This is a genomic window from Thiobacillus sp., assembly GCA_024235835.1.
Taxonomy (GTDB): Bacteria; Pseudomonadota; Gammaproteobacteria; order Burkholderiales; family Thiobacillaceae; genus PFJX01.
On sequence record JACKLQ010000001.1, the window covers coordinates 18,028 to 43,954 of the forward strand.

The window sequence follows — 25,927 nt, forward strand, 5'->3', positions numbered from 1 at the left end:
ATCCCCCCCTATATTGGAAGAGATCGTTCCCCGGTGGGGCGCCCGGTCTTCAAAACCGGGAGGGGCCGCCAGGCGGTCCCTGGTAGGTTCGACTCCTGCTCTCTTCCGCCATCTCCACGCAACAACCCCTCTCGTACCGCATCGCCCCCGTCACGCCGGGCCAGGGAAGGCACGCCTTGGCGGATGGCCATGGGCATTTCAGTGAGCGGTTCGGGGTCAATCCGGTGGTCCGGCCAGGCGGTATCATGCGTCCGTCCTTGGGAGAGAGTGCATGGAACTGGCGTTGGCTGCCCTGGCGGGCTTGGTGGTGGGGTTGTTGATCCTGTTCTGGCAGCGGGGCCGCTGGCTGGCCCGGGTGGCCGGCCTGGAGGCGGAACTGTCGGGGGTGGCCACGCAATTGGCGCAAACCGAGCGGGCCGAGGCGGAGAAGTTGGCCCTGCTGGAGAAGGCGGAGCAGAAGCTGGCGGACGCCTTCAACGCCCTGTCCGCCCAGGCCCTGAGGAGCAACAACCAGGCCTTCCTGGACCTGGCCAAGCAGAACCTGGCCGCCTTCCAGGAAAACGCCAAGGGGGAACTGGCCGCGCGCCAGCAGGCGGTGGAAGGCCTGGTAAAGCCCCTGGCCGAGTCACTGGAGAAGCTCACGGCCCAGCAGCAGGAGATGGAGAAGAGCCGGACAGGGGCCTACGCCACTTTGACCGAGCAGGTGAAGGGCCTGCTCACAGCCCAGCAGGATTTGCGCAGCGAGACTGGCCGCCTGGTCTCCGCACTGCGCCGTCCCGAGGTGCGGGGCCGCTGGGGCGAGGTTCAGTTGCGCCGGGTGGTGGAGATGGCGGGCATGCAGGACCACTGCGACTTCTTCGAGCAGGAGGCCACGGAGGACCGGCGCCGGCCCGACATGGTGGTGCGCCTGCCCGGCGGCAAGACGGTGGTGCTGGATTCCAAGGCCCCGGTGTCCGCCTACCTGGAGGCGGTGGAGGCGGACCACGAGGAGGCCCGCCACAAGGCCCTGGCGCGCTTCACCCAGCATGTGCGCAACCATGTGCAGCAGCTGGCGGCCAAGACCTATTGGGACCAGTTCCAGCCTGCCCCGGAGTTCGTGGTGCTGTTCCTGCCCGGAGAGGCCTTCTTCAGCGCCGCCCTCCAGGAAGACCCGGAGCTCATCGAATTCGCCAGCGACAGGAAGGTGATCCTGGCCACCCCCACCACCCTGCTGGCCCTGCTCAAGGCGGTGTACTACGGCTGGCGCCAGGAGGCCCTGGCGGACAACGCCCGTCAGATCTCGGCCCTGGGCAAGGAACTCCACGACCGCCTGGCGGTGCTGGCAGCGCACTGGACCAGCGTGGGCAAGAACCTGGGCCAGGCCACCGAGTCCTACAACAAGGCCGTGGCGTCCCTGGAATCCAGGGTGCTGGTCTCCGCCCGCAAGTTCCGGGACCTCCAGGCGGCCGACGCGGACAAGGAGCTGAGCCAGCCGCCCCTGGTGGAGGCCGTGCCCCGCCTGCCCGCCGAGACCCCTGACTGAGCGCCGTCCAGGGAATAGCGACCTTGGGTTCCGCCTGGATGCTGGTGGCCGGCCTGTGCTTCGCCCTCATGAGCGGGGTGGTGAAGCAGTCCGCCCACTGGTTCACCGGCGTGGAACTGGTGTTTTACCGATCGGTGTTCGCCTTTCTGCTCATCGCCGTGCCCATGCTGGGGCGCCACCACCTTGCGGGAGTGGGCGTGCTCACGGGCGAGCATCTGGGACTGCATCTGCGCCGAGGCCTGGTGGGCTTCCTGGCCCTGGCCACCTTCTTCCATGCCCTGGTGCACCTGCCCATGTCCATGGCCGTGACCCTCAACTACGCCTCGCCCCTGTTTCTCGCCCTGCTCATGCCCTGGCAGCTCAAGGAGCAGCCCAGCCTGCTGCAGTATGTCTCCGTGGCCCTGGGGTTCCTGGGGGTGTCCCTGCTGCTGCACCCCTGGGATGCGCCGGCAGGGGACCTGGAGGCGGGGCTCGTCGGCCTGTTCTCCGGAGTGATGGCGGCTTTTGCCTACATCCATGTGCGCAAGCTGGGCCGCCTGCACGAGCCCGAGTGGCGTACCGTGTTCTGGTTCTCCGCCGTCTGCGTGGTTGGGGCGGGGGCCCTGGCCACGGCCACGGGCTGGCATGACCTGCATGTGGAGAATCTGCCCTGGCTGATGCTGCTGGGCCTGCTGGCCACCATGGGCCAACTGGCCATGACCCGTGCCTACCGTACCGGCCATACGGCTCTGGTGGCCAGTTTCGCGTTCAGCACTGTGGTGTTCAGCGCCTTACTGGAGACCTGGTTTTTCGAAGAGAATATGCCCATCAATGCCTGGTTCGGCATGGCCGTGATCGTGGCGGCCGGCATCTGGGCGGCGCAACTCAGCTTGGGGGACAGGAAATGATCACCACCGCGGTGCAAGGCAATCTGGTCAGCGTCTCTGTCATGGGGGAGTTCACCCTGGCGGACTACAAGGACTTTGAACAGTCCGTGCTCTACAACCTGCAGTTCCAGGGAGGCGTGAACCTGCTCCTGGACCTGCGCGACATGATTGGTTACACCCTGGACGTGGCCTGGGAGGAGTTGAAATTCACCCGGGATCACCGCTACGACTTCCGCAGGATCGCCGTGGTGACCAATGACGAGTGGATGGTGTGGATCGCCTGGCTCAACCGCCTCATCGTGGACGGCGAGGTGCGGGTGTTCGACGACCCCGGCCTGGCCATGGAGTGGCTCCAGGCCGAGGGGTAATCAGACTTCCACGATCTCGAAGTCGTGGGTCATCCGGGCCGTCTTGCCCAGGATGATGCTGGCGGAGCAGTATTTCTCCGCCGAAAGCTTGATGGCCCGGTCCACAACCTCGGGCTTCAGGCCCCGGCCTTTCACCGTGAAGTGCATGTGGATACTGGTGAACACCTTGGGGTGGTCTTCGGCCCGGTCCGCCTCGATTTCCACCTGGCAGTCCACCACGTCCTGGCGGCTCTTCTGCAGGATCATGATCACGTCCACCGAGGTGCAACCGCCGGCCCCCATGAGTAGCATTTCCATGGGCCGGGGGCCCAGGTTCTTGCCGCCGATGTCCGGGGCGCCGTCCATGACCACGGCATGGCCGCTGCCGGATTCGGCCATGAAACAAACGCCTTCCACCCATTTCACGCGGGTCTTCATTGCAGTATTCCTTTCATTTTCGCAGTTGATACCAAGCCCGGCCGATCCATTCATGGCTGGCCAGGTGGCTGTTCAGCAATGCCTGGGCATTGGGGATGAAGTCGAATAATTCCACATTGCCGTCCAGCTTGTAGCCGATGCCGGCGGGGACAACCTGGAAGCCGGCCTGGCGGAATTCCGGCATGGCCCGGGCCAGGTGCCAGCCGTGGGTCACCAGGTAGATGCGACGGATGCCGGCCTCGTGCAGGATGGCCGCGGAGAAGCGGGCGTTTTCCCGGGTATTCCGGGAGCGGTCCTCCACCCAGCGAACGGGGGTTCGGAATTCCTCTGCCAGCACTGAGCGCATGATCCGCCCTTCGGCCGCGCCAATCCCTTCAGGCGCGCCCCCCGTCACCAGGACGGGTTTGTGGAATTGCCGTGCCAGGCGGGCGCCATAGCGCAATCGCTCCAGCGTGTAGGACTTGACCGTGTCGCCGCCGTATTCCACGGAGTTCCTGATGCGGCCGCCCCCCAGGATGACGATGGCATCCGCTTCCCGGCCCGTCAGCTTGACCGGGTCGGGGGCCAGGCTGTCCAGGAATTTGCCCGCGACGATGGGAGTGGACAGCAGCCAGATTCCCCCCAGGCTGACAAAAAGGAGACCCTTGCCCCAGCGGGGCTTGCGTTTCAGCAGCATCAGGCCCGCCACGCCCGAGATGGCCAGGTTCAGGGGCGGCAGCAGGAAGGCGGCAAAGAGGTTGGTGATCAGCCAGGACGCATCCATGGCGGGATTATCACGGCCACACCCATCCAGGGGAAAGTCCGGTTTGACACAAGCCCGAACAAAACCATAAAATCACGCGCTTTCCGTAGTCCCCCTATTTGGAACACGACATGAAAACCTTTTCCGCCAAGCCCCACGAGGTCCAGCACGGCTGGTACGTGGTGGACGGCACCGACAAGGTGCTGGGCCGTCTGGCCTCCGAGATCGCCCGCCGTCTGCGCGGCAAGCACAAGGCCATCTATACCCCCCACGTGGACACCGGCGACTACATCGTCGTGGTGAACGTTGAGAAGCTGAAAGTGACCGGCAACAAGGGCGAAGACAAGAAGTATTTCCGCCACTCCGGCTACCCCGGCGGCATCTATGAGACCAACTTCGACAAGATGCAGGCACGCTTCCCGGGCCGCGCCCTGGAGAAGGCTGTCAAAGGCATGCTGCCCAAGGGCCCCCTTGGCTACGCCATGATCAAGAAGCTGAAGGTCTATGCCGGTGCCGAGCATCCTCACACCGCCCAGCAGCCCCAGACCCTGGAAATCTAAGGAACAAGCATGATCGGCAACTACTATTATGGAACCGGCCGCCGCAAGAGCTCCGTGGCCCGCGTTTTCCTCAAGGCCGGCTCCGGCAACATCGTCGTCAACGGCAAGCCCGTGGACGAGTACTTTGCCCGGGAAACCGGCCGCATGATCGTGCGCCAGCCCCTGGTGCTGACCGAGCGTAAGGATACCTTCGACATCATGGTGAACGTGAGCGGCGGTGGCGAATCCGGCCAGGCCGGCGCCGTGCGCCATGGCATCACCCGCGCCCTGATCGAGTACGACGCTGCCCTGAAGCCTGACCTGAAGCGCGCCGGCCTGGTGACTCGCGACGCCCGCGAAGTCGAGCGCAAGAAGGTCGGTTTGCACAAGGCGCGCCGTCGCAAGCAGTTCTCCAAGCGCTAATCCATGCCTTGGATGTAAGCAACGCAGCGAAAGAGCCGCCTCCGGGCGGCTTTTTCTTTTCAAGCACCACATTTCAAAGGAGTGACAGCATGATCAAGGTAGGCATCGTCGGCGGTACCGGCTACACGGGCGTGGAACTGTTGCGTCTGCTGTGTCAGCACCCGGAAGCGGAACTCACTGCCATCACCTCCCGCAAGGAAGCGGGCATGCCCGTGACGGACATGTTCCCCTCCCTGCGTGGCCGCGTGGGCCTGGCCTTCTCAACCCCCGAAGATGCCGCCCTGAAGGATTGTGATGTGGTGTTCTTCGCCACCCCAAACGGCGTGGCCATGCAGCAGACCCGCGAATTGCTGGACGCCGGCGTCAAGGTCATCGACCTGGCCGCCGACTTCCGCATCCAGGACATCGACGTTTGGTCCAAGTGGTACGGCATGGAGCACGCCTGCCCGGACCTGGTGGCCGAGGCGGTGTACGGCCTGCCGGAGATCAACCGGGACAAGATCAAAGGCGCCCGTATCATCGCCAACCCCGGCTGCTACCCCACCGCCGCGCAGTTGGGTTTCCTGCCCCTGGTGGAGGCCGGTGTGATCGACACCTCGTGGATGGTGGCGGACTGCAAGTCCGGCGTGTCCGGTGCCGGGCGCAAGGCGGAGGTGCATACCCTGTTTCCCGAGGCCAGCGACAACTTCAAGGCCTACGCCGTGCCGGGCCATCGGCATCAGCCGGAGATCCGCCAGGGCCTGGCGCGCATGGCAGGCCATGACGTGGGCCTGACCTTCGTGCCCCACCTCACCCCCCTGATCCGGGGCATCCACGCCACCCTGTATGCCCGGCTCACCCAGGACGTGGACCTGCAGGCCCTGTTCGAGCAGCGCTACGCCGACGAGTACTTCGTCGACGTGCTGCCCGCCAAGTCCCATCCGGAGACCCGTTCCGTGCGGGCCTCCAACCTGTGCCGCATCGCCGTGCACCGGCCCCAGGGCGGCGACACCGTGGTGGTGCTGTCGGTGATCGATAACCTGGTGAAGGGCGCGGCGGGACAGGCGGTGCAGAACATGAACATCCTGTTCGGCTTCTCCGAGAACCTGGGGCTTACCCAGGTACCCGTATCCCCTTGATAAGACTTGGGTCTTTGATTGACGAGAGGCTTGTCCATCCGGAAAATGGCCTTACTTATGCGCAAAGCATGCTGAACCCCGGTCCCGGGAAATACCTCCCGGCCGCCCCCCCTCGGGGGCCAAGCCGTTCTTGGGGGCGGTACAGCGAACGGCTTGAAGTCGCATATCCCCATACACAGGAGCATCCTTATGAACGCCACCACCGAAATGTCCCCTTTCAACTTCACCGACAGCGCTGCCAACAAAGTGAAGGCCCTGATCGAGGAGGAAGGCAATCCCGAACTGAAGTTGCGCGTGTTTGTCACCGGCGGCGGCTGCTCTGGCTTCCAGTACGGTTTCACCTTTGACGAAGTGACCAACGAAGACGACATGGTCATGCAGAAGAACGGTGTGACCCTGCTCATCGACCCCATGAGCATGCAGTACATGATGGGTGCCGAGATCGATTACACCGAGGGCCTGGAAGGCGCCCAGTTCGTCATCAAGAACCCCAACGCCCAGTCCACCTGCGGCTGCGGCTCCTCCTTCTCCGTCTGAACCCGGCGAAGACAGTCGAAGGCGGCGCAAGCCGCCTTTTTCGTTTGGAGCATGGAGTAATTTGATGTCCAAGAAGCCGACCGTAGTTGTCTGCCCTACCTGCGGGAAAGACGTGGCCTGGTTGCCCGAGAACAAGTGGAAACCCTTTTGCAGCGAACGCTGCAAGCTCATCGATCTGGGCGAATGGGCGACCGAGAAATACAAGGTGCCCGTGCATGAAGTGGATGGCCCGGACGAAACCCTGGGCCAGTAGCCTGTTCCTGCTGGGGCTGCTGCTTGCCGCCCCGCTGGCGTGGGCGGACGAGCCCCCGGCCCTGGCCCATGCGGAGTCCTACCGCCAGGGCATCGATCCCACCCCATACTGGGTCAGCGAAAAACTGGATGGCGTGCGCGCCATGTGGGATGGCGCGCAGTTGCGTTTCCGTAGCGGCAACCCCATCCACGCGCCTGCCTGGTTTACCCATGGGCTGCCGGCGCAAAAGCTGGATGGCGAACTGTGGATCGGTCGGGGCCGGTTCGACCGCCTGTCCGGCATTGTGCGCAAGGTCGAGCCGGATGACATGGAATGGCGGGAAGTGAAGTACATGATGTTCGAACTGCCTGACGCACCGGGTACTTTCAGTGAACGCATCGAGGCCATGGCGCAATTGGTGGCCCGGGCGGGGCTGCCCCACCTGCGCATGGTGGAGCAGTTCCGTGTTGCCGACGCCGCCGCACTGCAACGCAAGCTGGATGCCGTGGTGAAGGCGGATGGCGAGGGCCTCATGCTGCACCGGGCCGATGCCCTTTACCGCTCGGGTCGCAGCGACGACATGCTCAAGCTCAAGCCCTTAGAGGATGCGGAGGCCGTCGTGCTCGCCCACCTGCCGGGCCAGGGCAAATACAAGGGGAAACTGGGTTCGCTGCTGGTGCGGTTGCCGGATGGCCGGCGCCTGCGACTCGGCTCCGGTTTCAGCGATGCCCAGCGGGCAAACCCGCCGCCCGTGGGGGCTACCGTCACCTACCGTTACCGGGGCTTCAGCTCCACGGGTCTGCCGCGTTTCGCCACCTTCCTGCGGGTCAGGGAGGCGTTCTAAAGCTTCAGCGGGCGAGGGTCTGGACTCCGTCCGGCGTGCCCATCAGGAACACGTCGGCGCCCCGGCGGGCGAACAGGCCCACGGTGACAACACCCACGAGCTGGTTGATCTCGGCCTCCATGGCCACCGGGTCCAGGATGCTCATGCCGTGCACGTCCAGGATGACGTTGCCGTTGTCGGTGGTGAAGCCGGCGCGCAATACCGGGTTGCCGCCCATCTTCACCAGTTGCCGGGCCACATAGGAACGGGCCATGTGGATGACCTCCACCGGCAGGGGAAACTTGCCCAGCACGTCCACCAGCTTGCTCTGGTCGGCGATGCAGACGAACTTCTTGGCGCAGGCGGCCACGATCTTCTCCCGGGTCAGGGCGCCGCCACCGCCCTTGATCATGGCCATGTGGCGGGTGATTTCGTCGGCGCCGTCCACGTAGACTTCCATCTCGCCCGCCTCGTTCAGGTCAATGACGTTGATGCCGTGCTTCTTCAGCCGCTCGGCGGTGGCCACGGAAGAGGCCACGGCGCCGTCGATCCTGCCCTTGATGTCCGCCAGGGCGTCGATGAAGAAGTTGGCGGTGGAGCCGGTGCCCACGCCGATGATGCCGGCGGGAACGTATTCGAGGGCGGCACGGGCCGTGGCTTGCTTCATTTCGTCTTGGCTCATCATGATGGTTTTCTCTTGGTCGTTTGGGGTTAACCCCGTGAGAATAACGGCCTTCTCTTGCCTGTTCAAACCGCACCGCGATGACCGACTATCTTGAGCGCATCCTCCTGGCCCGCGTCTACGACGTGGCCCACGAAACCCCCCTGGACGAGGCCTCCAACCTGTCCCGTCGCGTGGGCAACCGGGTCCTGCTCAAGCGGGAGGACATGCAGCCAGTGTTCTCTTTCAAGCTCCGTGGCGCCTACAACAAAATGGCCGGCCTTACCAAGACCCAGCTCAAGCGGGGCGTGGTGGCAGCCAGCGCCGGCAACCACGCCCAGGGCGTGGCTCTCGCCGCCCAGGTGCTGGGCTGCCAGGCCATCATCGTGATGCCCGCCACCACGCCCCAGATCAAGGTGGACGCAGTGGCCAAGCGGGGCGCCGACGTGGTGCTGTTCGGCGACTCCTACGACGATGCCTACCACCATGCGAAGGGCATAGCCAAGAAAGCGAAGATGGTCTTCGTGCACCCGTACGACGACCCGGAGGTCATCGCCGGCCAGGGCACCATCGGCATGGAACTCATGCGCCAGTCCCGGGCCCCTATCGATGCCGTATTCGTGCCCGTGGGCGGCGGCGGCCTAATCGCCGGCATTGCCGTCTATCTCAAGCGCCTGCGGCCGGAGATCAGGATCATCGGCGTGGAGCCGGAGGACGCGGACGCCATGGCCCGCTCCCTGTGCAAGAAGGAACGCATCGTCCTGCCCCAGGTGGGCATCTTCGCCGACGGCGTGGCCGTGAAGCAGGTGGGGGAGGAGACCTTCCGCCTTTGCCAGCAGTACGTGGACGAGGTGATCCGTGTCAGCAATGACGCCATCTGCGCCGCCATCAAGGACGTGTTCGAGGACACCCGCTCCATCCTGGAGCCCGCCGGCGCCCTGGGCGTGGCGGGACTAAAGGTGTGGGCTGCCCGGGAGAAAGCGAAGAACAAGAACCTAGTGGCCATCGCCTCCGGCGCCAACATGAACTTCGACCGGCTACGCTTCGTGGCGGAAAGGGCGGAACTGGGCGAGAAGCGGGAGGCAGTGCTGGCCGTCTCCATCCCGGAGAAGCCGGGCAGCTTCAAGAAGTTCTGCTCCCTCATCGGCGGCCGGGTCATCACCGAGTTCAACTACCGTTTCGACGATCCCGCCCTGGCCCATGTCTACGTGGGCATCCAGGTGCAGAACCGGCCCGAGGTGGACAAGCTCATCGAGGCCCTGAAAAAGCACGAACTGCCGGTGCTGGACCTGTCCGACAACGAGATGGCCAAGCTGCACATCCGCCACCTGGTGGGCGGCCGTGCGCCCCAGGCGGAGCACGAAGTACTGTATCGCTTCGAGTTCCCTGAGCGCCCCGGTGCCCTCATGCGCTTCCTCAATAGCATGAGCCACGCCTGGAACATCAGCCTGTTCCACTACCGCAACCACGGCGCCGACTACGGCCGGGTGCTGGTGGGCATCCAGGTGCCGCCCAAGGACAAGGCGGAGTTCCAGCAATTCCTTGACGGCCTGGGCTACCGCTACTGGAACGAAAGCCGCAACCCGGCGTACAAGCTGTTCCTGGCCTGAGCAAGTCCAGATCCGACGCGAGAGCCTGCCATGCAAATGAAACGCCTCCTGGTTGGCTGCGTGTTGTGCTCGTTGGCCGGGATTGCCTCGGCGGGAACTTCCATTCTGGATACGGAAGAGGCGAGGACCTTCCGTGGCACGCTCGATCCCCTGTCCGCGCCAGCCGCATGGGAGGAGCGTCTGCAACGTTGGGCGGACAATGCCTGCCAGGCGTCGGCGGACGCCCGGCACCAGAGCTGGCAGGCGGATCAGGCCAGGCCCTGGTCCGAAAGGGCCTTTCCGGGAGAGGGGCTGAAGGACCGGTTGCTGGCCTATCCCGGTTCCCAGTTGTTCCTCCTGGTGGCCACGGATCTGGTGCCCGCACGTAGCCGCACGAACGTTTACGCACGTGTCTCGCAGCCTTACGAGGACCGTCTGTTCAATCGCATCGCTGCGTCGACGCCGCACAGTCTCGAGCCGGAAGACATCCTGCGATTTGCCTTGGAGATCACGGGAAACGACTACCGCCTCGCGGTGCTGACAGCACATTCGGTCCTGAAGGAGACGACCAAGCTGGGCAGGGAAGCCGTTGAGATCAGCCAGCAGTCGCGCAAGGAATATCTGCGCCTGAAGACGATCAATCCAGACAGGCCTTCCACGCGCAGGGCGTACCGGGAATACAGAAAGGACTTCGAGAATGCCGTGCGCAGCCTTGAGCACCACAACCGCGTCGTCCGTCCCCTGAAGAGCCTGCGTGGGGACCCAACGCGCATTCCTGACAAGATGGGGCCGTGGTACCACATCTTCGCGCTTTACACCCTGGATGCCGTGGGGGGTGGCGGACAGGCCCTGACTGCCTACGCGGCGGAGCACGGCGGGAAATACTTCCGCGCGTTTCAAAAGGAGGGCGGGTACGAGCCGGAGAAGAAGCGTATCGACGAGATCTTCATCAAGACGCAGGCCGCATGCGTGCCCGAATGGGTGGCGCTGAAGCCGGGGCCAGCGCCCTCGTCCCCCGTGAGTGGGTCGCCGCAGGAGGGCTTCGTCACCTGTCCGGAAACACAATACCCGCTCATGCCGGCGCATCAAGTGAAGCGGCACCCCTTCGCGGACCAGGATGGTGCTGATTATTCACCCGGCAAGATCCTGCGGGAACAGGGCAGGCAGCCCGCCTTCAAGACATGGTGCCGTTATGGTCGGGTGGGCAAGCAGATATTTGACATCCATGTATTGTGGACAGGGGCCGCTGCCGACCCAGCCACGCTGAGTCCCGTACCGTATTGCTCCAGGGACTGGAACTCGTATGACATGATGGGCTGGAACTACGTCTTCGAAAGCCGCAAGAAGGACGTAAGGGTCCAGATCGGCCGGCGTTTCGAGGGTGGCAACAACTTTTCCGACCCACTGGACATGTTTGAACGCGAGGCGGCGGCACGTCACCTGCTCAGGCAGATCGAGCCCCTGGCCATAGACTGCGTCGAGCCCGCAGGTTCACGCGGGCATTAGTGCCTCAACCCGGATTAAAGTGGTTCCCTGCCTGAGTAATACGGGCTCAGCCCAGGGTGGACCCGATTTTCAGGATGGGAAGGATGCCCGCCAGCCCATAGATGAAAAACAGGGCCAGACCGAGCACCATGGAGGCGGCCCCGTGGGCCATCAGGGCCTCGATGCGCTTGGCGTCGTCTTGCTTACTCAGCCACCGCCAGAAAGGGATGGCGAGCATGGCCCAAACGGCCGGAATCCACCCGGACAGGGAGCGTGCCTGGATGGCGAAGCCGGTACGGCGATCAACTCGGCGGCGCGATGGGCATGATCTCGCTGCGCACGCCGCGCGTGACCGTCACGGACGAGCCTGCCCGCAGGGTGAATCTCTCGTAGGGCGTACTGATTTCCACCACCCCCTCGTAGAGCTTGTAGTAGGTGCGGTCCTCATCCGGGTCGTAGTGGATCTCGATGTCGGTGCCACGGATGCCGCACAGAGAGGTGCCGGTCCTGACCGAGAAGGCGGCCCGGCCGCCCCAGCCTTTTGAGAACACGCGGATCGCCCCCTTGAGCAAATCCACGAGGCCCTTGTGTCGTTGCTGGTTTCTCAGGTCGATCTTGAATTCAGCCAGATTGATGGTCGAGTTGATGCCGACATTTATCACCGTCGGGCCGGAATTGATGGACTGGAAGCGATCCATGAATTCGATGCGGGCACGGCTTGAGTCTCCGGTCCTGGCCAGGTCGGTCGCATTGAGCAGATCGCCCTGCCTGGCGCTCAACCACTCGCCGCTTCCGCCTTTCTTTACCTGGACATCCTTGAACACGCTGACCAGGATGGCGGCGTAGCCCCCCTGGTGGCCCAGGTAGTGATTGATCTCTCGTTCCAGGTCGGCGCCCTTGGCGGTGAAATCGATGCGCTTGCCGTTGAATTCCTCCTTGAGGACCTTCCGGTAAGCCGCGTCCAGGCCTCTGTAGCTTGTGGCCCCCATTTCACGCAAGGCTACACTTGCGGGTTTGCGTTGCAGGGCGGCATCGAAGCAGCGCTCGAAACCCTGGAATGCCATGCGCTTGTCCGCGGGATTGCGTGCGGCACTGAGGGCGTCCAGCGAATGTTTGCATGCCCCTTGCTGAATCGACCGGTCGATGGATTCCATCTCGGCCATCAGGGACGCAAAGCGCCACGCCCTTTCCAGGTCCTCCACATTGCGCAGAACCTGGGTGACATATTCCGTGGCGTTGGCGGGAGGCGCGGCGCATGCAACGGGCACCCCCAGCAACAGGCATGTCGCGACGAGCACGTGTCGCAAGGCTGGCATGAGCTTTCTCATAGCCTGAATACCGGCCTGGTCCGAGGACATGTCCTTGAATATCCCATTCTTAATCATTTCTTCCAACCCCTTACCCGACTAATGACCCGCATCCGACAGTCCTCAACCTGAGCTTGTTGGCGCCAGGGCACGGAACGTGGGTCGCCACATTCCTTGTCGGCAACCCGGGTGGAATAAGATCCACACGCCCCCCAGTTGATCTCGCTGTCAACATGCTGCGAGCTTATGGATGCATCCCGTCGGCATGGTCCCTCGCCCACCCACCGCGCCGGCTTCGGCACCGGACGGTTGTTGGGATTGATGCAGTCCTGGGGAGGGGCGCCAAACAGGCCACTGGGCTCGCAATCGCCCCTGCTTCTAGCCGGAGGGTAGGGCTTGGAGGCATAAGGGTCGTAAGTGGGACGCTGCTGAGGTGGCGGGCTGCGACCCTCGTCGGCCCTTTCCTTGTCGAGCATGCAGGAAGGGTCGTTGGGTTTGACGTCGCAACCTCCCAAGTAATACGTCTTACCGGAAGAACCCCTGTCCATCTGCTCCATTTGTCGCATGGCCCGGTTCAATCGTTCGTTGTGCTCGCGCTGCAGTCGTTCATTTTCCAGACGGGACTGGTTTTCATCCCCGAATATGGATCTTCGAATCGCGTCTGGATCTCCCGCAATGGACGGAACCGCCAATGCGAGGAGAAGAGCGGGAACAGCTGCGACGGCAATCCATGCGGGGGCTTTCATGGCCGGCTCCTGTTGTTGATGGGTTTATGAAGTACATATTCGTACAAAAACATCTGGTTGGCTAGATGAGCCGGACACTGACTTAGTGGTTGTCTGATGGGGACGACGAATTACCGATAATCCATGCTGCTAACAGGTAGCCAGATGGGATGGCAGTGCCATTGGCTACACTGAACCCCATGGAACTCGAGTGCTATTCCCAACGCCTGCTCAACCCCTTCCGCGGCGTGCAGCGGGTCATCCGCTACGGCCCCGCCGAGGCGGTGACCACCGACGGCGCCCATTGGGACCTTTACGTCCGTAACGACGAGTTGCTGGAAGGCCTGGACCGTAGCCACCCGGTGCTGGTCTCCGATATCCGCTTCGGACGCTGGTCGGCCGAAAAGGGCCTCAAGCGAGGCCCCTTGTACCCCTCAGAGGATTTCCGCCGCATGGAGCGCTTGGGCGCAGTGGTCTACGAGGCTCTGACCCAAGTCCACGACCAGCCGGTGTTTCCCTTCCGGGATTGCTACGAATTGTGGCTGCTGGACCCGGATGGTGCCTTGTTGGCCTTGCTGGCCAGCGTGCTGTTGCCGGAAGAAATCGAAAGGAACCTGCCCCTGGTGTGGCGTCCTGGGCACGCAACGAAGTCTGTTTTCCCAATCTCCGGTCACGACGAACCTGCCGAGTACCTCGGCCGCTATGTCAACCGGCTGGCAGGGCGTGAACCCGCAGCAGCCTGGCTTCAGCGTGACCCCGATGGTGCCGGCCGGGCTGTGGCAGGTGTCAACCTGCCTGCTTCGTGGGCGGAGCGGACCTGGGGTGCCGCGGAGTTTCCGGCCTTTTTCCTCAGGGACGGCGGTCACGACACAGAGCACCGGCAATTGATCGCAGACTTTCATGCCTGGCAGGCCCCTTGTCTGCTGCTATTGCCCGGTTGGCCCGTCGAGGTTCGCTACCGACTGGAAGCACAAGCCCGGCAGCAGGCGGAAACGGTGGAGCAACTGTTCCATCTTTACCCGGATGCCGTGGATGAGCGCTTGATCCATGCCTGCCGGGTGGAGGCCCTGTTGAAGCGCAGCCAGGCCATGAGCCCTACCCGGGAGGAGGTTCTTTCCACCGGCTACATCGAGCTCAACCCCGACGAATCCGACATGGTGTGACTTGCTCGATAAATCTTCACAGTACAGAATTACCAGTTCCAAATGGAGGAAGACCATGAATAACACCATACGCGCCACGGCTGTCGCCTTGTTCCTGTCCGCCCCCTTGTTCGCATCCTTCCCCACACTGGCCCATGAAGGCTACGACAAGGCCCTCCAGGCCTACAGTTGCGTGGACTATCCCAAAGCCATTGGCCTGTTCAAGACCTATGCAGAACAGGGCCATGGCTTGTCTCAGTACATGATGGGCATCATGACCGAGCAGGGCCAGGGCGTCACACCCGACGTGGACGCGGCCTACGACTGGTACATGAATGCTGCAAAGCAGGGCATCACCGACGCCTATTTCGCCCTGGCCGACATGTACAAGCGGGGTATCAGCGTGCAGAAGGACCCAATCCGGGCCTATGCCTGGTTCGACCTGGCCAAGCAGGGCGGCCACAACCTGGCCGGGGACATGCTCAACAGCCTGGACAAGGAACTGCAAGCTGATCAGATCGCCCAGGCAAAAGAGTTCGGCAAGGAGTGGCTGGCCAAAATGGGACGCTGATTTCCTTTTGCTCATTGACAGGCGCTCGTAACCCCTTCAAGAATCTGTTCCATGAAACTTCACCCTATGCCCCTACCCAAGAAAGTCCTCTGCCGTGCGCTGAGCGTATGGCCTGTGGGCCCGTGGCGGAAGTGTGTTGGATGAGCAAGCGATGAACTGACCGAAAGTCAGCAACACCTCGAAGGCCGCGGACCCGTAAAGTCCGCGGCCTTTTTGTTTTCAACCTTCGTTTCGTACCCAGGAGCCCGACATGAACCCTACCCTGTACCGACCCATGCCCCTGTCCCCGGCCTACGCAATTGTGGCGTACCCACCCTGTTGCCCCCACATCCCATCCGCCTAGCCGGCGGAGCACCCTGAACAAGGAACCATCATGTCCGTGCCCATCGCCTATCTCACCGTCATCGCCATCTGGTCCACCACGCCCCTGGCCATCAAATGGAGCGCCCTGGGGACCGGCTTCGCCTTCGCCGTCCTGGCCCGCATGGCCATCGGCGTGGTGCTGGCCGCGCTGATCGTGACGATCTGGCGCGTGGGCTTCCCCATGCACGGCAAGGCCCGCCAGACCTACCTGGCCGGCGGCCTGGGCCTGTTCGGCGCCATGAGCCTCACCTACTGGGGGTCCCAGTTCATCACCTCCGGCCTGGTGTCCGTGCTGTTCGGCCTGGCGCCCCTCATGACCAGCCTTATGGCAGCGCTGGTGTTGAAGGAGCGGGCCCTGGTTCCGGCCAAGGTGGCGGGCATGGTGCTGGGCCTGGCCGGGCTGGCCATCGTCTTCCTGGCGGAGAGCGGCCTGGGCGGGCCTGAGGCCTTGAATGGCATGGCGGCCCTGCTGCTGGCGGTGTTCATCTATTCCGCCAGCCTGGTGTGGATCAAGCGCATCGGCGACGACAGCCCGCCCCTGGCCATCACCACCGGGGCACTGGCCGTGTCCATGCCCCTGTTCCTGCTGGTGTGGGCCTTGGCGGATGGCGGCGTGCCCGAGACCGTGCCGGTACGGGCCGGGGCGGCCATCGTCTACCTGGGGGTGTTCGGCTCGGTGCTGGGCTTCGCCCTTTACTACTACATCATCAAGCACATGGACACGGGACGGGTGGCCCTCATCACCCTGGTCACGCCGGTGCTGGCCCTGGTGCTGGGCATCGTGCTGAATGGCGAGGTGGTACCGGTGCGGGTGTGGCTGGGAGCGGCGCTGATTGCCCTAGGCCTGACCCTGCACCAGTGGGAAACACTGGCACGGCTCACAGCCCGTGAGGCTCACTGGTAGATCAGCTGGGACCAGCGTTTCTCTGTCTGTAGCTGCTGTTTGGCGGCTTCCCAGGCGTCCGCCGAGCCGGCGGCCTTGGCCATGGTGGCGTCGAACTTGTCCACGATCTTCTCCATGCCCGCCAGGTAGACATGGGTCTTGGGGTCCTGAACCAGTTGCCAGATTTCGGCGGCATGGGCTTCCACACCCTGGCCCAGGGCGTCGCCTTCGTCACTGAGGAGGCCCTTGCTGACGGACTGCACCGCCTGGAAGGTGGCCTGGTCGTAGTAGTTGGCCAGGTCGTTGTTCTGGTCGTTCATGTAGAGCAGGTCGGTGCCGGTACGGGCGCCGTAGAACAGGCGCACCTTGCCCTGCCAGTCCTTTTCAGTCTCGTAGACCCGGCGCAGGAAGGCGCGGAAGGGGGCGATGCCCGTGCCGGTGCCCAGCATGAGCAGGTTGCTGGTCTTGTCCGCCGGCACGGTGAAGGTGCCGCGGTAGGGTCCGGTGAGGGTGATCTCCTGGTCCGGCAGGGCGTCGCACAGGTAGTTGGAGGCGGCACCCGGGTATTCCTCGCCGGACACCTCGTCGATGTAGAAGCAGCGCCGCACCAGGATTTCCAGTTCGCAGCCCCCATCCGTCTCCCGGGAGGCGGCGATGGTGTAGTAGCGGTGGTGGGCCTTGTTGCCGAATTCGTGGGGACCGGGCACCAGCACGCCGATGTTCTGGCCTTCCGGAAAGTAGTAGGCCGGCTCGCCCAGCCGCAGGACGATCTGGCGCACCTCGGCGGTGGAGTCTGGCGTGATGCGGGTGGAGGAGGCGACGGTGGCCTGGAAGGTGTTGGTGATGTCGGGTGTTTGGGACATGGCTCAATCCTGTTGTGTGGTGAAGCCAACGGTTGGTTGGTGGCATTCAAGAGATAAGCGCGTCCGATTATCGCCTGGGAGAAGTGTTGGTTATTAGCAAGTCATCGAATGCAAAGTATTGGATATTTCAATAATTGGCCGGTTGGGTGGTTTGGGCTTCATGGCCTCCAATATTTCTGGGTCGGAGGAAAAGCCGCTCCACGCCAAGGAAGATGATCGCCCCAATGCATCCGGCGACATGGGCTTCCGGCACGCTGGACCATGGGGTGTGGACGAACAGGGATTGCCGGACAGTGATTTCAATGGCCAGTTTGGCGGCCAGTCCCAGCACGACCAAAGGGATGACGGGATGCCGGTGTTCCTCCCACAGATTTGCGAGGGCGATGATGAACAAGGTGTTCAGCATGCCCGACAGGCCGCAGTAGCGCTCCAGCCCGGGCAGCCACCACCACAGGCCCGCATCCACGGCGGCCATGCCCGCCGCTGCCGCGAGAATCATGGGCCACCGGCCATGCCGTTCCATGACCCAGCCGATGAGGGCCAGGGCGGTGATGTCCCACAGGGCGTGTTCGCCGTCGCTGTGCAGCAGATGGCCGGTAACCAGGCGCCACCATTCACCCTGGGCGATGGCGGCGCGGTCGAACACCAGGGCCGGGGGAGCCGGGCCGAAAGCCAGCGACAACCCCACCGCCGTCAGCACCAGCAGCCCGGTGAGCCAGGGCAATCCGTAGACGCCCCGGCTTTCAGCACATTGGCTGAGGCTCATGCCGCCACGCGGGGTCGCCGCATCAGCCACACCAGGGGCAGCAACAGCAACAGGGTCCAGCCGTCCAGGGCGCCGCTGCCGCTGTGGCTGGCCTGGCTGCTGGTGTACATGGGCTGCTGGGCATCCACCCGGCGGGAGACGGGGCCGCTCTGGGCGCGCTGCTGCCTGGCGGCCTCTTCCAGGGCCACCCGGTCCCGGTTGCTGCGCTTGATGCCCCGGGCGGCGAACTGCTCTTCCCGCAGCACGATCATGGAGGTGTGGTCGGTGACCAGGCCGTACTCCAGGGCCAGGTCCGTGGCGGCGCGCTTCAAATCGGCTTGCTCACCGAAGTCCGCCATCTCCGCCTGCATGTCCTCGATGCTGGCATAGGCCCACAGGCGTTCCAGCTCCGGGTTGGCCTTCGTCTGGGCGGGGAAAGGGAAACTCGTGCGGTAGGTCTTGGGCTGGCCGGAGATGCGGCCGGTGAGTTCCACCTGGGCCATGCCGTTGCCCCAGTAGTGGCCCAGGAGCACCAGTTGCTGGCCGCGATAGAGGCTGCCGATCTGCCGGGACGTCAGGTCCGCCACCTTCACGCCGCCGATCTTCACCTCCACCCCGTGCAGGGCCTGGTGGCTCACCTTGCTGACGGTGGTGAGCAACTGGCCGACGATGTCGTCACTGTTGGAGATGCCCACGGCGAAGCCGCCGGAGGCCTTGGTCATGGCTTCCAGCAGGGGCCGGTTGGCACTGTTGCCCATGATGAAGGTGAACAGGCGGGTGTCCTTGCGCTTGATGAGGTCGATGAACTTGCGCTGGGCCGTCTCGCCCACGTTGGCCACGCCGTCGGTCACCAGCACGATGGCGCTGGTGCGGTCGGCTTCCAGGCTGTCCATGCCCAGTTCCAGGCCGGCGTACAGGTTGGTGCCGTTGTCGGGCTGGATGTTCGCCACCTCATTGCTGTACTGCTTCACCGCTTCGGCGGTGGCGTTCACGTAGCCGTTGGTGAGTTCCCGGGAGCGGTCGTTGAACAGCACGATGCGGAAGCGGTCGTTGGGGCGCAGCTTGCCCAGTGCCCGCTGCACGCCGTCCGCCAGGGTGGCGTACTTGCCCTGCATGGAACCGGATACATCCAGCACGAACACCCAGTCGCTGCCTTCGGTGATGGGCTTCAGGTCGTCGCCCGGGGTCACCGTGAGCAGGAAGGTGCCGCGCTTTGCCGCGTCGGGCTTGTAGGCCACCAGGTCCACGCTGCCGGGCAGGCCGGGCTGGAGGCGCCAGTACACCACCACGTCCTTGTCCAGGCTGAAGGCGGCGTTGGCGGGCAGTTGAGGATTGAAGGCGGGTGTCGTGGTGCCTTCTTCCTGAATCTGCGTGCCGGCGCCTTGGTTGTTGCCCCGGTTGTCGATATGCACCTTCCACTCGCCGTGACCCGCCTGGCTCACCTGGGCCTGGAGGTTGTTGGGCAGGCGGATGGCGTCCACCGGATAACCGGACTTCAGGTGCAGGTCGAAAGTGAAATGGGACATGACCCGGGTGTCGGCGGTCCAGAAGGCCAGCTTCTGTTCATCCACGCCGCCTTCCTCCAGGGGATAGACGTAGCGGCCGATGCCCGTGTCCACGCCGGCGGTCTGGTAGTACACCAGGCGGGTGCGGGTGTCCTGGCCGGCCCGCACGGGGGAGACGCTGATGTTGAAGGTCTTGTGGCTGTCCTTCTCGGTTAGACCAGCATCCCGGCCGGCCTTTTTCTCCTCCTCATAGACCTTGCGGGCTTCCTGTTTTTCCAGCACCTCGCCGGTCACCGGCTTGCCGTCGATCCACAGGGTGAACTCGCCCACGGCGCCATGTTCCGGCACGGGGAAGGCGTAGATGGCTTCCAGGTCCCGGGGGTGGGGGTTGTGGAACACCTGCTCCACGGTGGTGACGGCATAGCCGTCCTCAATGACCACCTTCACGTGCTGCTCTTTCAGTTGCAGAGGCGGCAGGCTGCCGTCGCTGGGGGTGAGCAGGCCCGCCGCCTGGGCCATGCCGCCCACCAGCAGGCCATAGGCCACGGTCATCAGGGCGCTCAGCCAGATGCCAGCCTTCAAGCTGGCTCGCAGCCACCAGGCCATGGGTTGGTGGGTCCATAGGTTTCGTGTCCATTCGTCTCGGGTCGGTTTCATGGGCTTCTCCTTTATAAAACAGTGTTCAATTAATGTTCCGAAAAAACCCGCGAGAGGCGGGTGGGAGCGTTGTCCGGTTGCTTTCGTGGATTAACTGAACAACGTTCAATAAATTTATAGCAAGCAATTGAACAATGTTCAATATTTATTTACACTGGCCTCCAATTCGAAACGTATTGCAGGAGACCACCATGGCCCGACGCAGCGACCACAGCCGGGAGGAAATCCGCCAGATGGCCCTCAACGCCGCCGAGGCCATCGTCGCGGCGGAGGGCTACAAGGGCCTGTCGGCCCGCAAGGTGGCCACGGCCATCGACTACACCGTGGGCACCCTGTACCTGGTGTTCGAGAACCTGGACGACCTGGTGCTGCAGGTGAACGGCCGCACCCTGGATGCCCTTTATGAATGGCTGCGGGCTAGGCAGGTAAGGGGAGCGAAGGAGGCCGATGCCCGGGACAGCCTCCTGGCCATCGCCGATGCCTACATCGCCTACGCGGAGACGGAGACGCCCCGCTGGAACATGCTGTTCGAGTACGTGGCGGAGCAGGGCAACGAGCTACCGGACTGGTATCTGGTGAAGCTGAGCCGGGTGTTCGGCCTGGCGGAGGCGGCCCTGAAGCCTCTGGCCGACCACCGCACGGAACTGGAAATCCAGCAGGCGGCCCGGGTGCTGTGGGCGGCGGTGCACGGCATCTGCACCCTGAAGATCCGCCACCGCATGGACCTGGTGGGGGGGCAGAGCGCCGGGGAGATGGCCCGGATGCTCATCGACAATTTCCTGCAGGGCTTCCAGGCCTGAGCAGCCAGACAAGAAACCACATAAACAAGCAATCGGAGAACACGCATGGAACTGCTGAAAGGGATGCTGCGCTGGGTATTGAAGGCCTTGTACAAGGTGGAGGTGAAAGGCCTGGAAAACCTGGAGGGGGCGGGCAAGCGGGTGCTCATCGTCGCCAACCACACCTCCTTCCTGGACGCGGTGCTGCTGCTGGCCTTCCTGCCGGGCAGGCTCACCTTCGCGGTGAACACCTTCATCGCCCAGAGCCCCCTGTTCAAGCCCTTCCTGGCCCTGGCGCAAATCTTCCCCATGGACCCCACCAACCCCCTGTCGGCCAAGTCCCTGATCCGCTACCTGCAACAGGACAACCGGGCGGTGATCTTTCCGGAAGGCCGCATCACCGTCACCGGCGCCCTGATGAAGATCTACGACGGCACCGGCCTGGTGGCGGACAAGTCGGAGGCGGTGATTGTGCCGGTGCGCATCGACGGCGCCCAGTACACGCCCTTCTCCAAGCTGCGGGGCCGGGTGCGCCTGCGCTGGTTCCCCCCCATCACCCTGACGGTGCTGGCGCCCCGCCGCATCACCCCGAATGCTGAGGTGCGGGGCCGGGCCCGGCGCAAGGCCGCGGGCCGGGCCCTGGCGGACATCATGACGGAGATGATGTTCGCCACGGGCAACTACCGCCGCACCCTGTTCCAGGCTTTGCTGGATGCCCGCCAGGTCCACGGCGGCGGCCATAAGGTGGTGGAGGACATCCAGCGCCGGCCCCTGAGCTACGACAAGCTCATCGCCGCCGCCTTCGTGTTGGGCACGGCCCTCTCAAAGCATGCGAAGCAGGGGGAATACGTGGGCCTGCTGCTGCCCAGCATGGTCAGCACCGTGGCGGCCTTCCTGGGGCTCCACGCCCACGGCCGCATCCCGGCCATGCTCAATTACACCGTGGGGGCCGGCGGCATGGTGTCCGCCTGCGAGACGGCCCGCATCAGCACCGTCATCACCTCCCGCCGCTTCCTCGAGGCGGCCAAGCTCAGCGACGCGGCCAAGCTCTTGGGGGAGCGGGTGAAGCTGGTGTACCTGGAAGACCTGGCGGAAGGCATCACCCTGGGGGACAAGTTGCAAGGCTGGCTCCAGGCCCGCTTTGCCGCCCATTTCCACCGCGCCAACGGCGGCAGCCTGGACCCGGACAGTCCGGCGGTGGTGCTGTTCACCTCCGGCTCGGAAGGCACGCCCAAGGGGGTGGTGCTGTCCCACGCCAACCTGCTGGCCAACCGGGAGCAACTGGCGGCCCGGGTGGCCTTCTCGGCCCAGGACATCATCCTCAACGCCCTGCCGTTGTTCCATTCCTTCGGCCTCACCGCCGGCACCCTGCTGCCCCTGTTCTCCGGCATGAAGACCTTCTTCTACCCGTCGCCCCTGCACTACCGCATCGTGCCGGAGATGGCCTACGACGTGAACGCCACGGTGCTGTTCGGCACCAACACCTTCCTGGCGGGCTATGCCCGCTTCGCCCATCCCTACGACTTCTACTCCGTGCGTTACGTGTTCGCCGGGGCGGAGAAGTTGCAGGAGGAGACCCGCCGGGTGTGGGCGGAGAAGTTCGGCATCCGCGTCTTCGAAGGCTACGGCGCCACGGAGACGGCGCCGGTGCTGTCCGCCAACACCCCCATGGAGCATGTGGTGGGCAGCGTGGGCCGGCTCATGCCTGGCATACGCCACCAGTTGCAGCCCGTGCCCGGGGTGGAGGAGGGGGGCCGCCTGTTCGTGCAGGGGCCCAACGTGATGCTGGGTTACCTGCTCCACGCCAACCCCGGCGTGCTGGTGCCGGCGGAATCGGAGATGGGTAAGGGCTGGTACGACACGGGGGACATCGTCAGCATGGACGAAGAGGGCTTCATCCGCATCCGGGGCCGGGCCAAGCGCTTCGCCAAGATCGGCGGCGAGATGGTGTCCCTGGCCGCCGTGGAGGAGTTGGCGGCCAAGGCCTGGCCGGACCGGCTCCATGCCGTGGTGTCCCTGCCGGACCCGGCCAAGGGGGAACAACTGGTGCTGGTGACGGACCAGCCCGATGCCCGGCGGGCCATGCTCCAGCAGCAGGCCAGGCAGGCGGGCATGGCGGAGCTCAACGTGCCCAAGCGGATACTGGTGGTGCGCCAGGTGCCCCTGCTGGGCACGGGCAAGATCGACTACACGGGGGTGAAGGCCCTGGCCGAGGCGGTGGTGGCAGAGGTGGGGGACATGGCGAGCGAAGTGATGGCGGAGGAGGAAGAATGAACCCGGAGTATCCAATGAGCATCCTCGCGGTCCAGGCAGGAGCGCCGCTTGCGGCGCGAAACGTGGGTTCGGCCCGCGAGCGGGCCTCCTACCCCCAAATGGATAATCCGGGATGAACATCCTGGCCATCACACCCATCGCCTGCATGAGCTTCCTCGCCATCCCGATCAGCGGCCCCACTTCCCCCTTTGCAAAAGGGGGATCGAGGGGGATTCGAGCCTTGCCGATCCCGGCAGCCCGCCACAAATCCCCCCCAGCCCCCCTTTTCCAAAGGGGGGAGCGGACAGCAGGTCCATGCCCCGCCAGTCCCTTTGATTCCGAATTCATGCCGAGGATGCCCGTATGAACCGCGCCGTCTACGTCCTGCTGCTGGCCCAGTTCCTCACGGCCTTCGCCGACAACGCCATCCTGTTCACGGCCTTCGCCATGATCGCCCAGGCGGGGGGCTACGATGACTGGTACCGCTCCGCCCTCCAGGCCTCCTTCCTGGTGGCCTTCGTGGTGCTGGCCCCCTGGGTGGGACGCTTCGCCGACCAGCACCCCAAGAACCGGGTGCTGGCCTGGGGCAACGGCGTCAAGGCGGCGGGGGTGGCCCTGTTGCTGGCGGGGGTCGATCCGTTGCTGTCCTACGGCGTGGTGGGCATCGGCGCGGCGGTGTACGGCCCGGCCAAGTACGGCATCCTGCCGGACCTGGTGGGCCATGGCCTGCTGGTGAAGGCCAACGGCCTGGTGGAGGGCTCCACCATCCTGGCCATCGTCCTGGGGGCTGTCATCGGCGCCCACCTGGCGGACCACAGCATCGGCATGGCCCTGGCCCTGGTGGGGGCCGCCTACCTGGCTTCCCTGGCCGCCGCCCTGTTTCTGCCCCGGACGCCCACCAAGCCCAAGGACGAGCGCCCCGTGGTGGGCCATTTCGTGGCCATGATGGAAGGCTTCTTCACCACCGCCCGGGCCCGCTTTGCCATGCTGGGCTCTGCCGTGTTCTGGTCGGCGGCGGTGGTGCTGCGGGTGATGATGGTGGCCTGGGCCCCGGTGGTGCTCATGACCCACAACACCGCCGACATCGCCGATCTCACCGTGTTCATCGCCATCGGCATCGCCGTGGGGGCGGTGCTGGCGCCCCGCATCGTGTCCATGGAGAAGCTGCGCCGGGCCCGCCTGGCGGCGTATCTGATGGGCTTGGGCATCCTGGCCCTGGGCATCACCACCGATGCCCTGCTGGCCAAGTTCGTGTTGCTGGGCATCGGCGTGGCCGGGGGCATCTTCGTGGTGCCCATCAACGCCACCCTCCAGGACATCGGCCACCGCAGCATCGGCGCCGGCGGGGCGGTGGCCATCCAGAACTTCTTCGAGAACCTGGCCATGCTGGTGGGCACCGGCATTTATTCCCTGGCACTCACCCGGCACATCGATCCGGTGCAGGGCGTCCTTGTCCTGGGGGTGCTGGTGATCATCGCCACCGCCGTGGTGGCCTGGCACCTGCCCAAGGGGCCGGAACCCCTGCCCGAGGCCCTGAAGGAATCCGCATGATAGGCCGCGTGCACAAGGTCCTGCACAAGGCCCTGCTGCGCCGGGGCCTGTGGCCCGAGTCGGGCGTCGTGAATCCTTGCCTGGGGCCCTTGCCGGACGCGCTGGCCCGGGACGAGCGCCTGCAATGCATCTGGGATGGGTTGGATGCGGAGCAGGTCTGGGACAGCCACGCTCACCTCACCGGCGTGGGGGACAGCAACTCGGGCATAAGACTGCACCGGGACATGACCAATCCCCTCAAGCCCCTGACCTACTTGCAGCGGGTCTTTTTCCTCAACGCCAGTTGCAGCAACGAGGGGGAACAAGAAGGGGAGGGCGTGGATGATCGTTTCGTGGCCCGCCTGCTGGCCCTCCACGACAGCCTGCCCCGGGGCTACAAGACCGTGCTCCTGGCCTTCGACGACAGCCACGACGAACAGGGCCGCCGTCGCGGCGACCTGTCCGCCTTCGTCACCCCCAACGCTTATGCCCAGCGCCTGGCTCGGGACTATCCCCATCGCCTGGAGTGGATCGCCTCCATCCACCCCTACCGGGAGGATTGCGTGGAGGCCCTGGAGGAGGCCGTGGCCGGCGGCGCCCGGGCCATCAAGTGGCTGCCCCCGGCCCAGGGCATGGACCCGGCCTCGCCCCAATGCGACCGCTTCTATGACGCCCTGGCCCGCCACGGCCTGCCCCTGCTGAGCCATGCCGGGGGCGAACGGGCCGTGCACGGCAGCAACCGGCCGGACTACGGCAATCCGCTGCGCCTGCGCCGGGCTCTGGAGCGGTGCGTGCGGGTCATCGTCGCCCACTGCGCTTCCATGGGCCGCTACACGGATACCGATCAGGGCGCGAATGGGCCTACACGCACGTCCTTCGAACTGTTCGCGCGCATGATGGACGAACGGGCCCATGAAGGCCTGCTGCTGGCGGACATCTCCGCCATCACCCAGATCAACCGGGCCGGTGTCCCCCTGCGTACCGTCATTGAGCGGGACGACTGGCACCACCGCCTGCTCAACGGCACCGACTACCCGCTGCCCGGCGTCATGCCCCTGTTCTCCCTGCACAAGCTGGCGGCGGACGGCTACCTGGCGGAAGGCGACATCCCGCTGCTCATCGCCGTGCGCCGCCACAATCCCCTGCTGTTCGATATCGCCCTCAAGCGCCGGCTGCGCTGGCAGGGCAAGGCGATTGCCGATGGCGTGTTCGAGTCACGGCGGCACCTTGAGCCAACGGCATCGATTCCGTTGCACTGACCGGGAAGAACCCGGGCCCCAGC

The 25,927-nt window shown here is 64.6% G+C and carries 26 protein-coding genes and 1 tRNA gene; 19 read left to right on the forward strand and 8 right to left on the reverse strand.

Annotated elements, in window-relative coordinates; genetic code table 11:
- Positions 1-15 precede the first annotated feature (15 nt).
- From H6935_00115 to H6935_00130, 4 genes are all read left to right on the forward strand, one after another.
- Positions 16-111: transfer RNA gene (locus H6935_00115), tRNA-Sec, on the forward strand.
- A 160-nt stretch (positions 112-271) separates the two neighbouring features.
- The gene (gene rmuC, locus H6935_00120; protein MCP5276753.1) at positions 272-1,522 is read left to right on the forward strand and encodes a DNA recombination protein RmuC; all 1,251 of its coding nucleotides are present in this window, start codon (positions 272-274) and stop codon (positions 1,520-1,522) included.
- Positions 1,523-1,560: 38 nt separating this feature from the next.
- Positions 1,561-2,409 carry a DMT family transporter gene (locus H6935_00125; protein ID MCP5276754.1) on the forward strand — a complete coding sequence of 283 codons (849 nt, stop codon included), beginning with the start codon at positions 1,561-1,563 and terminating at the stop codon, positions 2,407-2,409.
- Positions 2,406-2,756, forward strand: coding sequence for an STAS/SEC14 domain-containing protein (locus H6935_00130; GenBank protein MCP5276755.1), 351 nt, complete (start codon positions 2,406-2,408; stop codon positions 2,754-2,756). The genes H6935_00125 and H6935_00130 overlap by 4 nt, the downstream gene beginning before the upstream one ends.
- Here H6935_00130 and H6935_00135 read toward each other — a convergent pair whose 3' ends face one another.
- Both H6935_00135 and H6935_00140 read right to left on the reverse strand, forming a co-directional pair.
- A complete protein-coding gene (locus H6935_00135) occupies positions 2,757-3,173 on the reverse strand; it encodes an OsmC family protein (GenBank protein ID MCP5276756.1) in 417 nt (138 codons plus the stop codon).
- Between the two features lie 13 nt (positions 3,174-3,186).
- Complete coding sequence (locus H6935_00140) at positions 3,187-3,936, reverse strand: YdcF family protein (GenBank protein ID MCP5276757.1); 750 nt, start codon at positions 3,934-3,936, stop codon at positions 3,187-3,189.
- Positions 3,937-4,046: 110 nt separating this feature from the next.
- Between H6935_00140 and rplM the strand changes: the two genes are divergently transcribed.
- The 6 genes from rplM (at position 4,047) to H6935_00170 (ending at position 7,608) form a co-directional block, all read left to right on the forward strand.
- Positions 4,047-4,475: a 50S ribosomal protein L13 gene (gene rplM / locus H6935_00145; protein ID MCP5276758.1), complete on the forward strand. Its 429-nt coding sequence runs from the start codon at positions 4,047-4,049 to the stop codon at positions 4,473-4,475.
- A gap of 9 nt (positions 4,476-4,484) precedes the next feature.
- Complete coding sequence (rpsI, locus tag H6935_00150) at positions 4,485-4,877, forward strand: 30S ribosomal protein S9 (GenBank protein ID MCP5276759.1); 393 nt, start codon at positions 4,485-4,487, stop codon at positions 4,875-4,877.
- A gap of 89 nt (positions 4,878-4,966) precedes the next feature.
- A complete protein-coding gene (locus H6935_00155; protein ID MCP5276760.1) occupies positions 4,967-5,995 on the forward strand; it encodes an N-acetyl-gamma-glutamyl-phosphate reductase in 1,029 nt (342 codons plus the stop codon).
- Positions 5,996-6,184: 189 nt separating this feature from the next.
- Positions 6,185-6,532 carry an iron-sulfur cluster insertion protein ErpA gene (gene erpA, locus H6935_00160; GenBank protein MCP5276761.1) on the forward strand — a complete coding sequence of 116 codons (348 nt, stop codon included), beginning with the start codon at positions 6,185-6,187 and terminating at the stop codon, positions 6,530-6,532.
- Positions 6,533-6,596: 64 nt separating this feature from the next.
- Positions 6,597-6,785, forward strand: coding sequence for a DNA gyrase inhibitor YacG (locus tag H6935_00165; GenBank protein ID MCP5276762.1), 189 nt, complete (start codon positions 6,597-6,599; stop codon positions 6,783-6,785).
- The gene (locus H6935_00170; GenBank protein ID MCP5276763.1) at positions 6,757-7,608 is read left to right on the forward strand and encodes a DNA ligase; all 852 of its coding nucleotides are present in this window, start codon (positions 6,757-6,759) and stop codon (positions 7,606-7,608) included. Before H6935_00165 ends, H6935_00170 begins: the two co-directional genes overlap by 29 nt.
- A 4-nt stretch (positions 7,609-7,612) precedes the next feature.
- Here H6935_00170 and rpiA read toward each other — a convergent pair whose 3' ends face one another.
- On the reverse strand, positions 7,613-8,269 hold the full coding sequence (rpiA, locus tag H6935_00175) for a ribose-5-phosphate isomerase RpiA (GenBank protein ID MCP5276764.1): 657 nt from the start codon (positions 8,267-8,269) through the stop codon (positions 7,613-7,615).
- A gap of 80 nt (positions 8,270-8,349) precedes the next feature.
- Between rpiA and ilvA the strand changes: the two genes are divergently transcribed.
- Positions 8,350-9,858, forward strand: coding sequence for a threonine ammonia-lyase, biosynthetic (gene ilvA, locus H6935_00180; protein MCP5276765.1), 1,509 nt, complete (start codon positions 8,350-8,352; stop codon positions 9,856-9,858).
- A gap of 36 nt (positions 9,859-9,894) precedes the next feature.
- Positions 9,895-11,343, forward strand: coding sequence for a hypothetical protein (locus H6935_00185; protein ID MCP5276766.1), 1,449 nt, complete (start codon positions 9,895-9,897; stop codon positions 11,341-11,343).
- 46 nt (positions 11,344-11,389) lie between these two features.
- Here H6935_00185 and H6935_00190 read toward each other — a convergent pair whose 3' ends face one another.
- Both H6935_00190 and H6935_00195 read right to left on the reverse strand, forming a co-directional pair.
- On the reverse strand, positions 11,390-11,560 hold the full coding sequence (locus tag H6935_00190) for a hypothetical protein (GenBank protein ID MCP5276767.1): 171 nt from the start codon (positions 11,558-11,560) through the stop codon (positions 11,390-11,392).
- 64 nt (positions 11,561-11,624) lie between these two features.
- Positions 11,625-12,638: a FecR domain-containing protein gene (locus H6935_00195; GenBank protein ID MCP5276768.1), complete on the reverse strand. Its 1,014-nt coding sequence runs from the start codon at positions 12,636-12,638 to the stop codon at positions 11,625-11,627.
- Positions 12,639-13,536: 898 nt separating this feature from the next.
- Between H6935_00195 and H6935_00200 the strand changes: the two genes are divergently transcribed.
- From H6935_00200 to H6935_00210, 3 genes are all read left to right on the forward strand, one after another.
- Positions 13,537-14,517, forward strand: coding sequence for a hypothetical protein (locus H6935_00200; protein MCP5276769.1), 981 nt, complete (start codon positions 13,537-13,539; stop codon positions 14,515-14,517).
- A 55-nt stretch (positions 14,518-14,572) separates the two neighbouring features.
- Positions 14,573-15,067 (forward strand): sel1 repeat family protein, encoded by a 495-nt coding sequence (locus tag H6935_00205; GenBank protein ID MCP5276770.1) that lies wholly within the window; start codon positions 14,573-14,575, stop codon positions 15,065-15,067.
- A 373-nt stretch (positions 15,068-15,440) separates the two neighbouring features.
- A complete protein-coding gene (locus H6935_00210; protein ID MCP5276771.1) occupies positions 15,441-16,334 on the forward strand; it encodes a DMT family transporter in 894 nt (297 codons plus the stop codon).
- Here the strand turns inward: H6935_00210 and H6935_00215 are convergent.
- From H6935_00215 to H6935_00225, 3 genes are all read right to left on the reverse strand, one after another.
- On the reverse strand, positions 16,325-17,176 hold the full coding sequence (locus H6935_00215) for an oxidoreductase (protein MCP5276772.1): 852 nt from the start codon (positions 17,174-17,176) through the stop codon (positions 16,325-16,327). The two genes, H6935_00210 and H6935_00215, sit on opposite strands and share 10 nt — an antisense overlap.
- 127 nt (positions 17,177-17,303) lie before the next feature.
- Positions 17,304-17,942, reverse strand: a complete 639-nt coding sequence (gene rrtA / locus H6935_00220) for a rhombosortase (protein ID MCP5276773.1) — start codon at positions 17,940-17,942, stop codon at positions 17,304-17,306.
- On the reverse strand, positions 17,939-19,978 hold the full coding sequence (locus tag H6935_00225; protein MCP5276774.1) for a VWA domain-containing protein: 2,040 nt from the start codon (positions 19,976-19,978) through the stop codon (positions 17,939-17,941). The genes rrtA and H6935_00225 overlap by 4 nt, the downstream gene beginning before the upstream one ends.
- 296 nt (positions 19,979-20,274) lie before the next feature.
- On the opposite strand from H6935_00225, the gene H6935_00230 reads away from it, so the two are divergent.
- The 4 genes from H6935_00230 to H6935_00245 all read left to right on the forward strand — a co-directional run bounded on the left by H6935_00230 (position 20,275) and on the right by H6935_00245 (position 25,904).
- Entirely contained in the window at positions 20,275-20,883 is a 609-nt protein-coding gene (locus tag H6935_00230; protein MCP5276775.1) for a TetR/AcrR family transcriptional regulator, read from the forward strand.
- 51 nt (positions 20,884-20,934) lie between these two features.
- Positions 20,935-23,136 (forward strand): AMP-binding protein, encoded by a 2,202-nt coding sequence (locus H6935_00235; protein MCP5276776.1) that lies wholly within the window; start codon positions 20,935-20,937, stop codon positions 23,134-23,136.
- 342 nt (positions 23,137-23,478) lie between these two features.
- Entirely contained in the window at positions 23,479-24,666 is a 1,188-nt protein-coding gene (gene lplT, locus H6935_00240) for a lysophospholipid transporter LplT (GenBank protein ID MCP5276777.1), read from the forward strand.
- On the forward strand, positions 24,663-25,904 hold the full coding sequence (locus tag H6935_00245) for an amidohydrolase family protein (GenBank protein ID MCP5276778.1): 1,242 nt from the start codon (positions 24,663-24,665) through the stop codon (positions 25,902-25,904). Before lplT ends, H6935_00245 begins: the two co-directional genes overlap by 4 nt.
- The last annotated feature ends 23 nt before the right edge of the window (positions 25,905-25,927 follow it).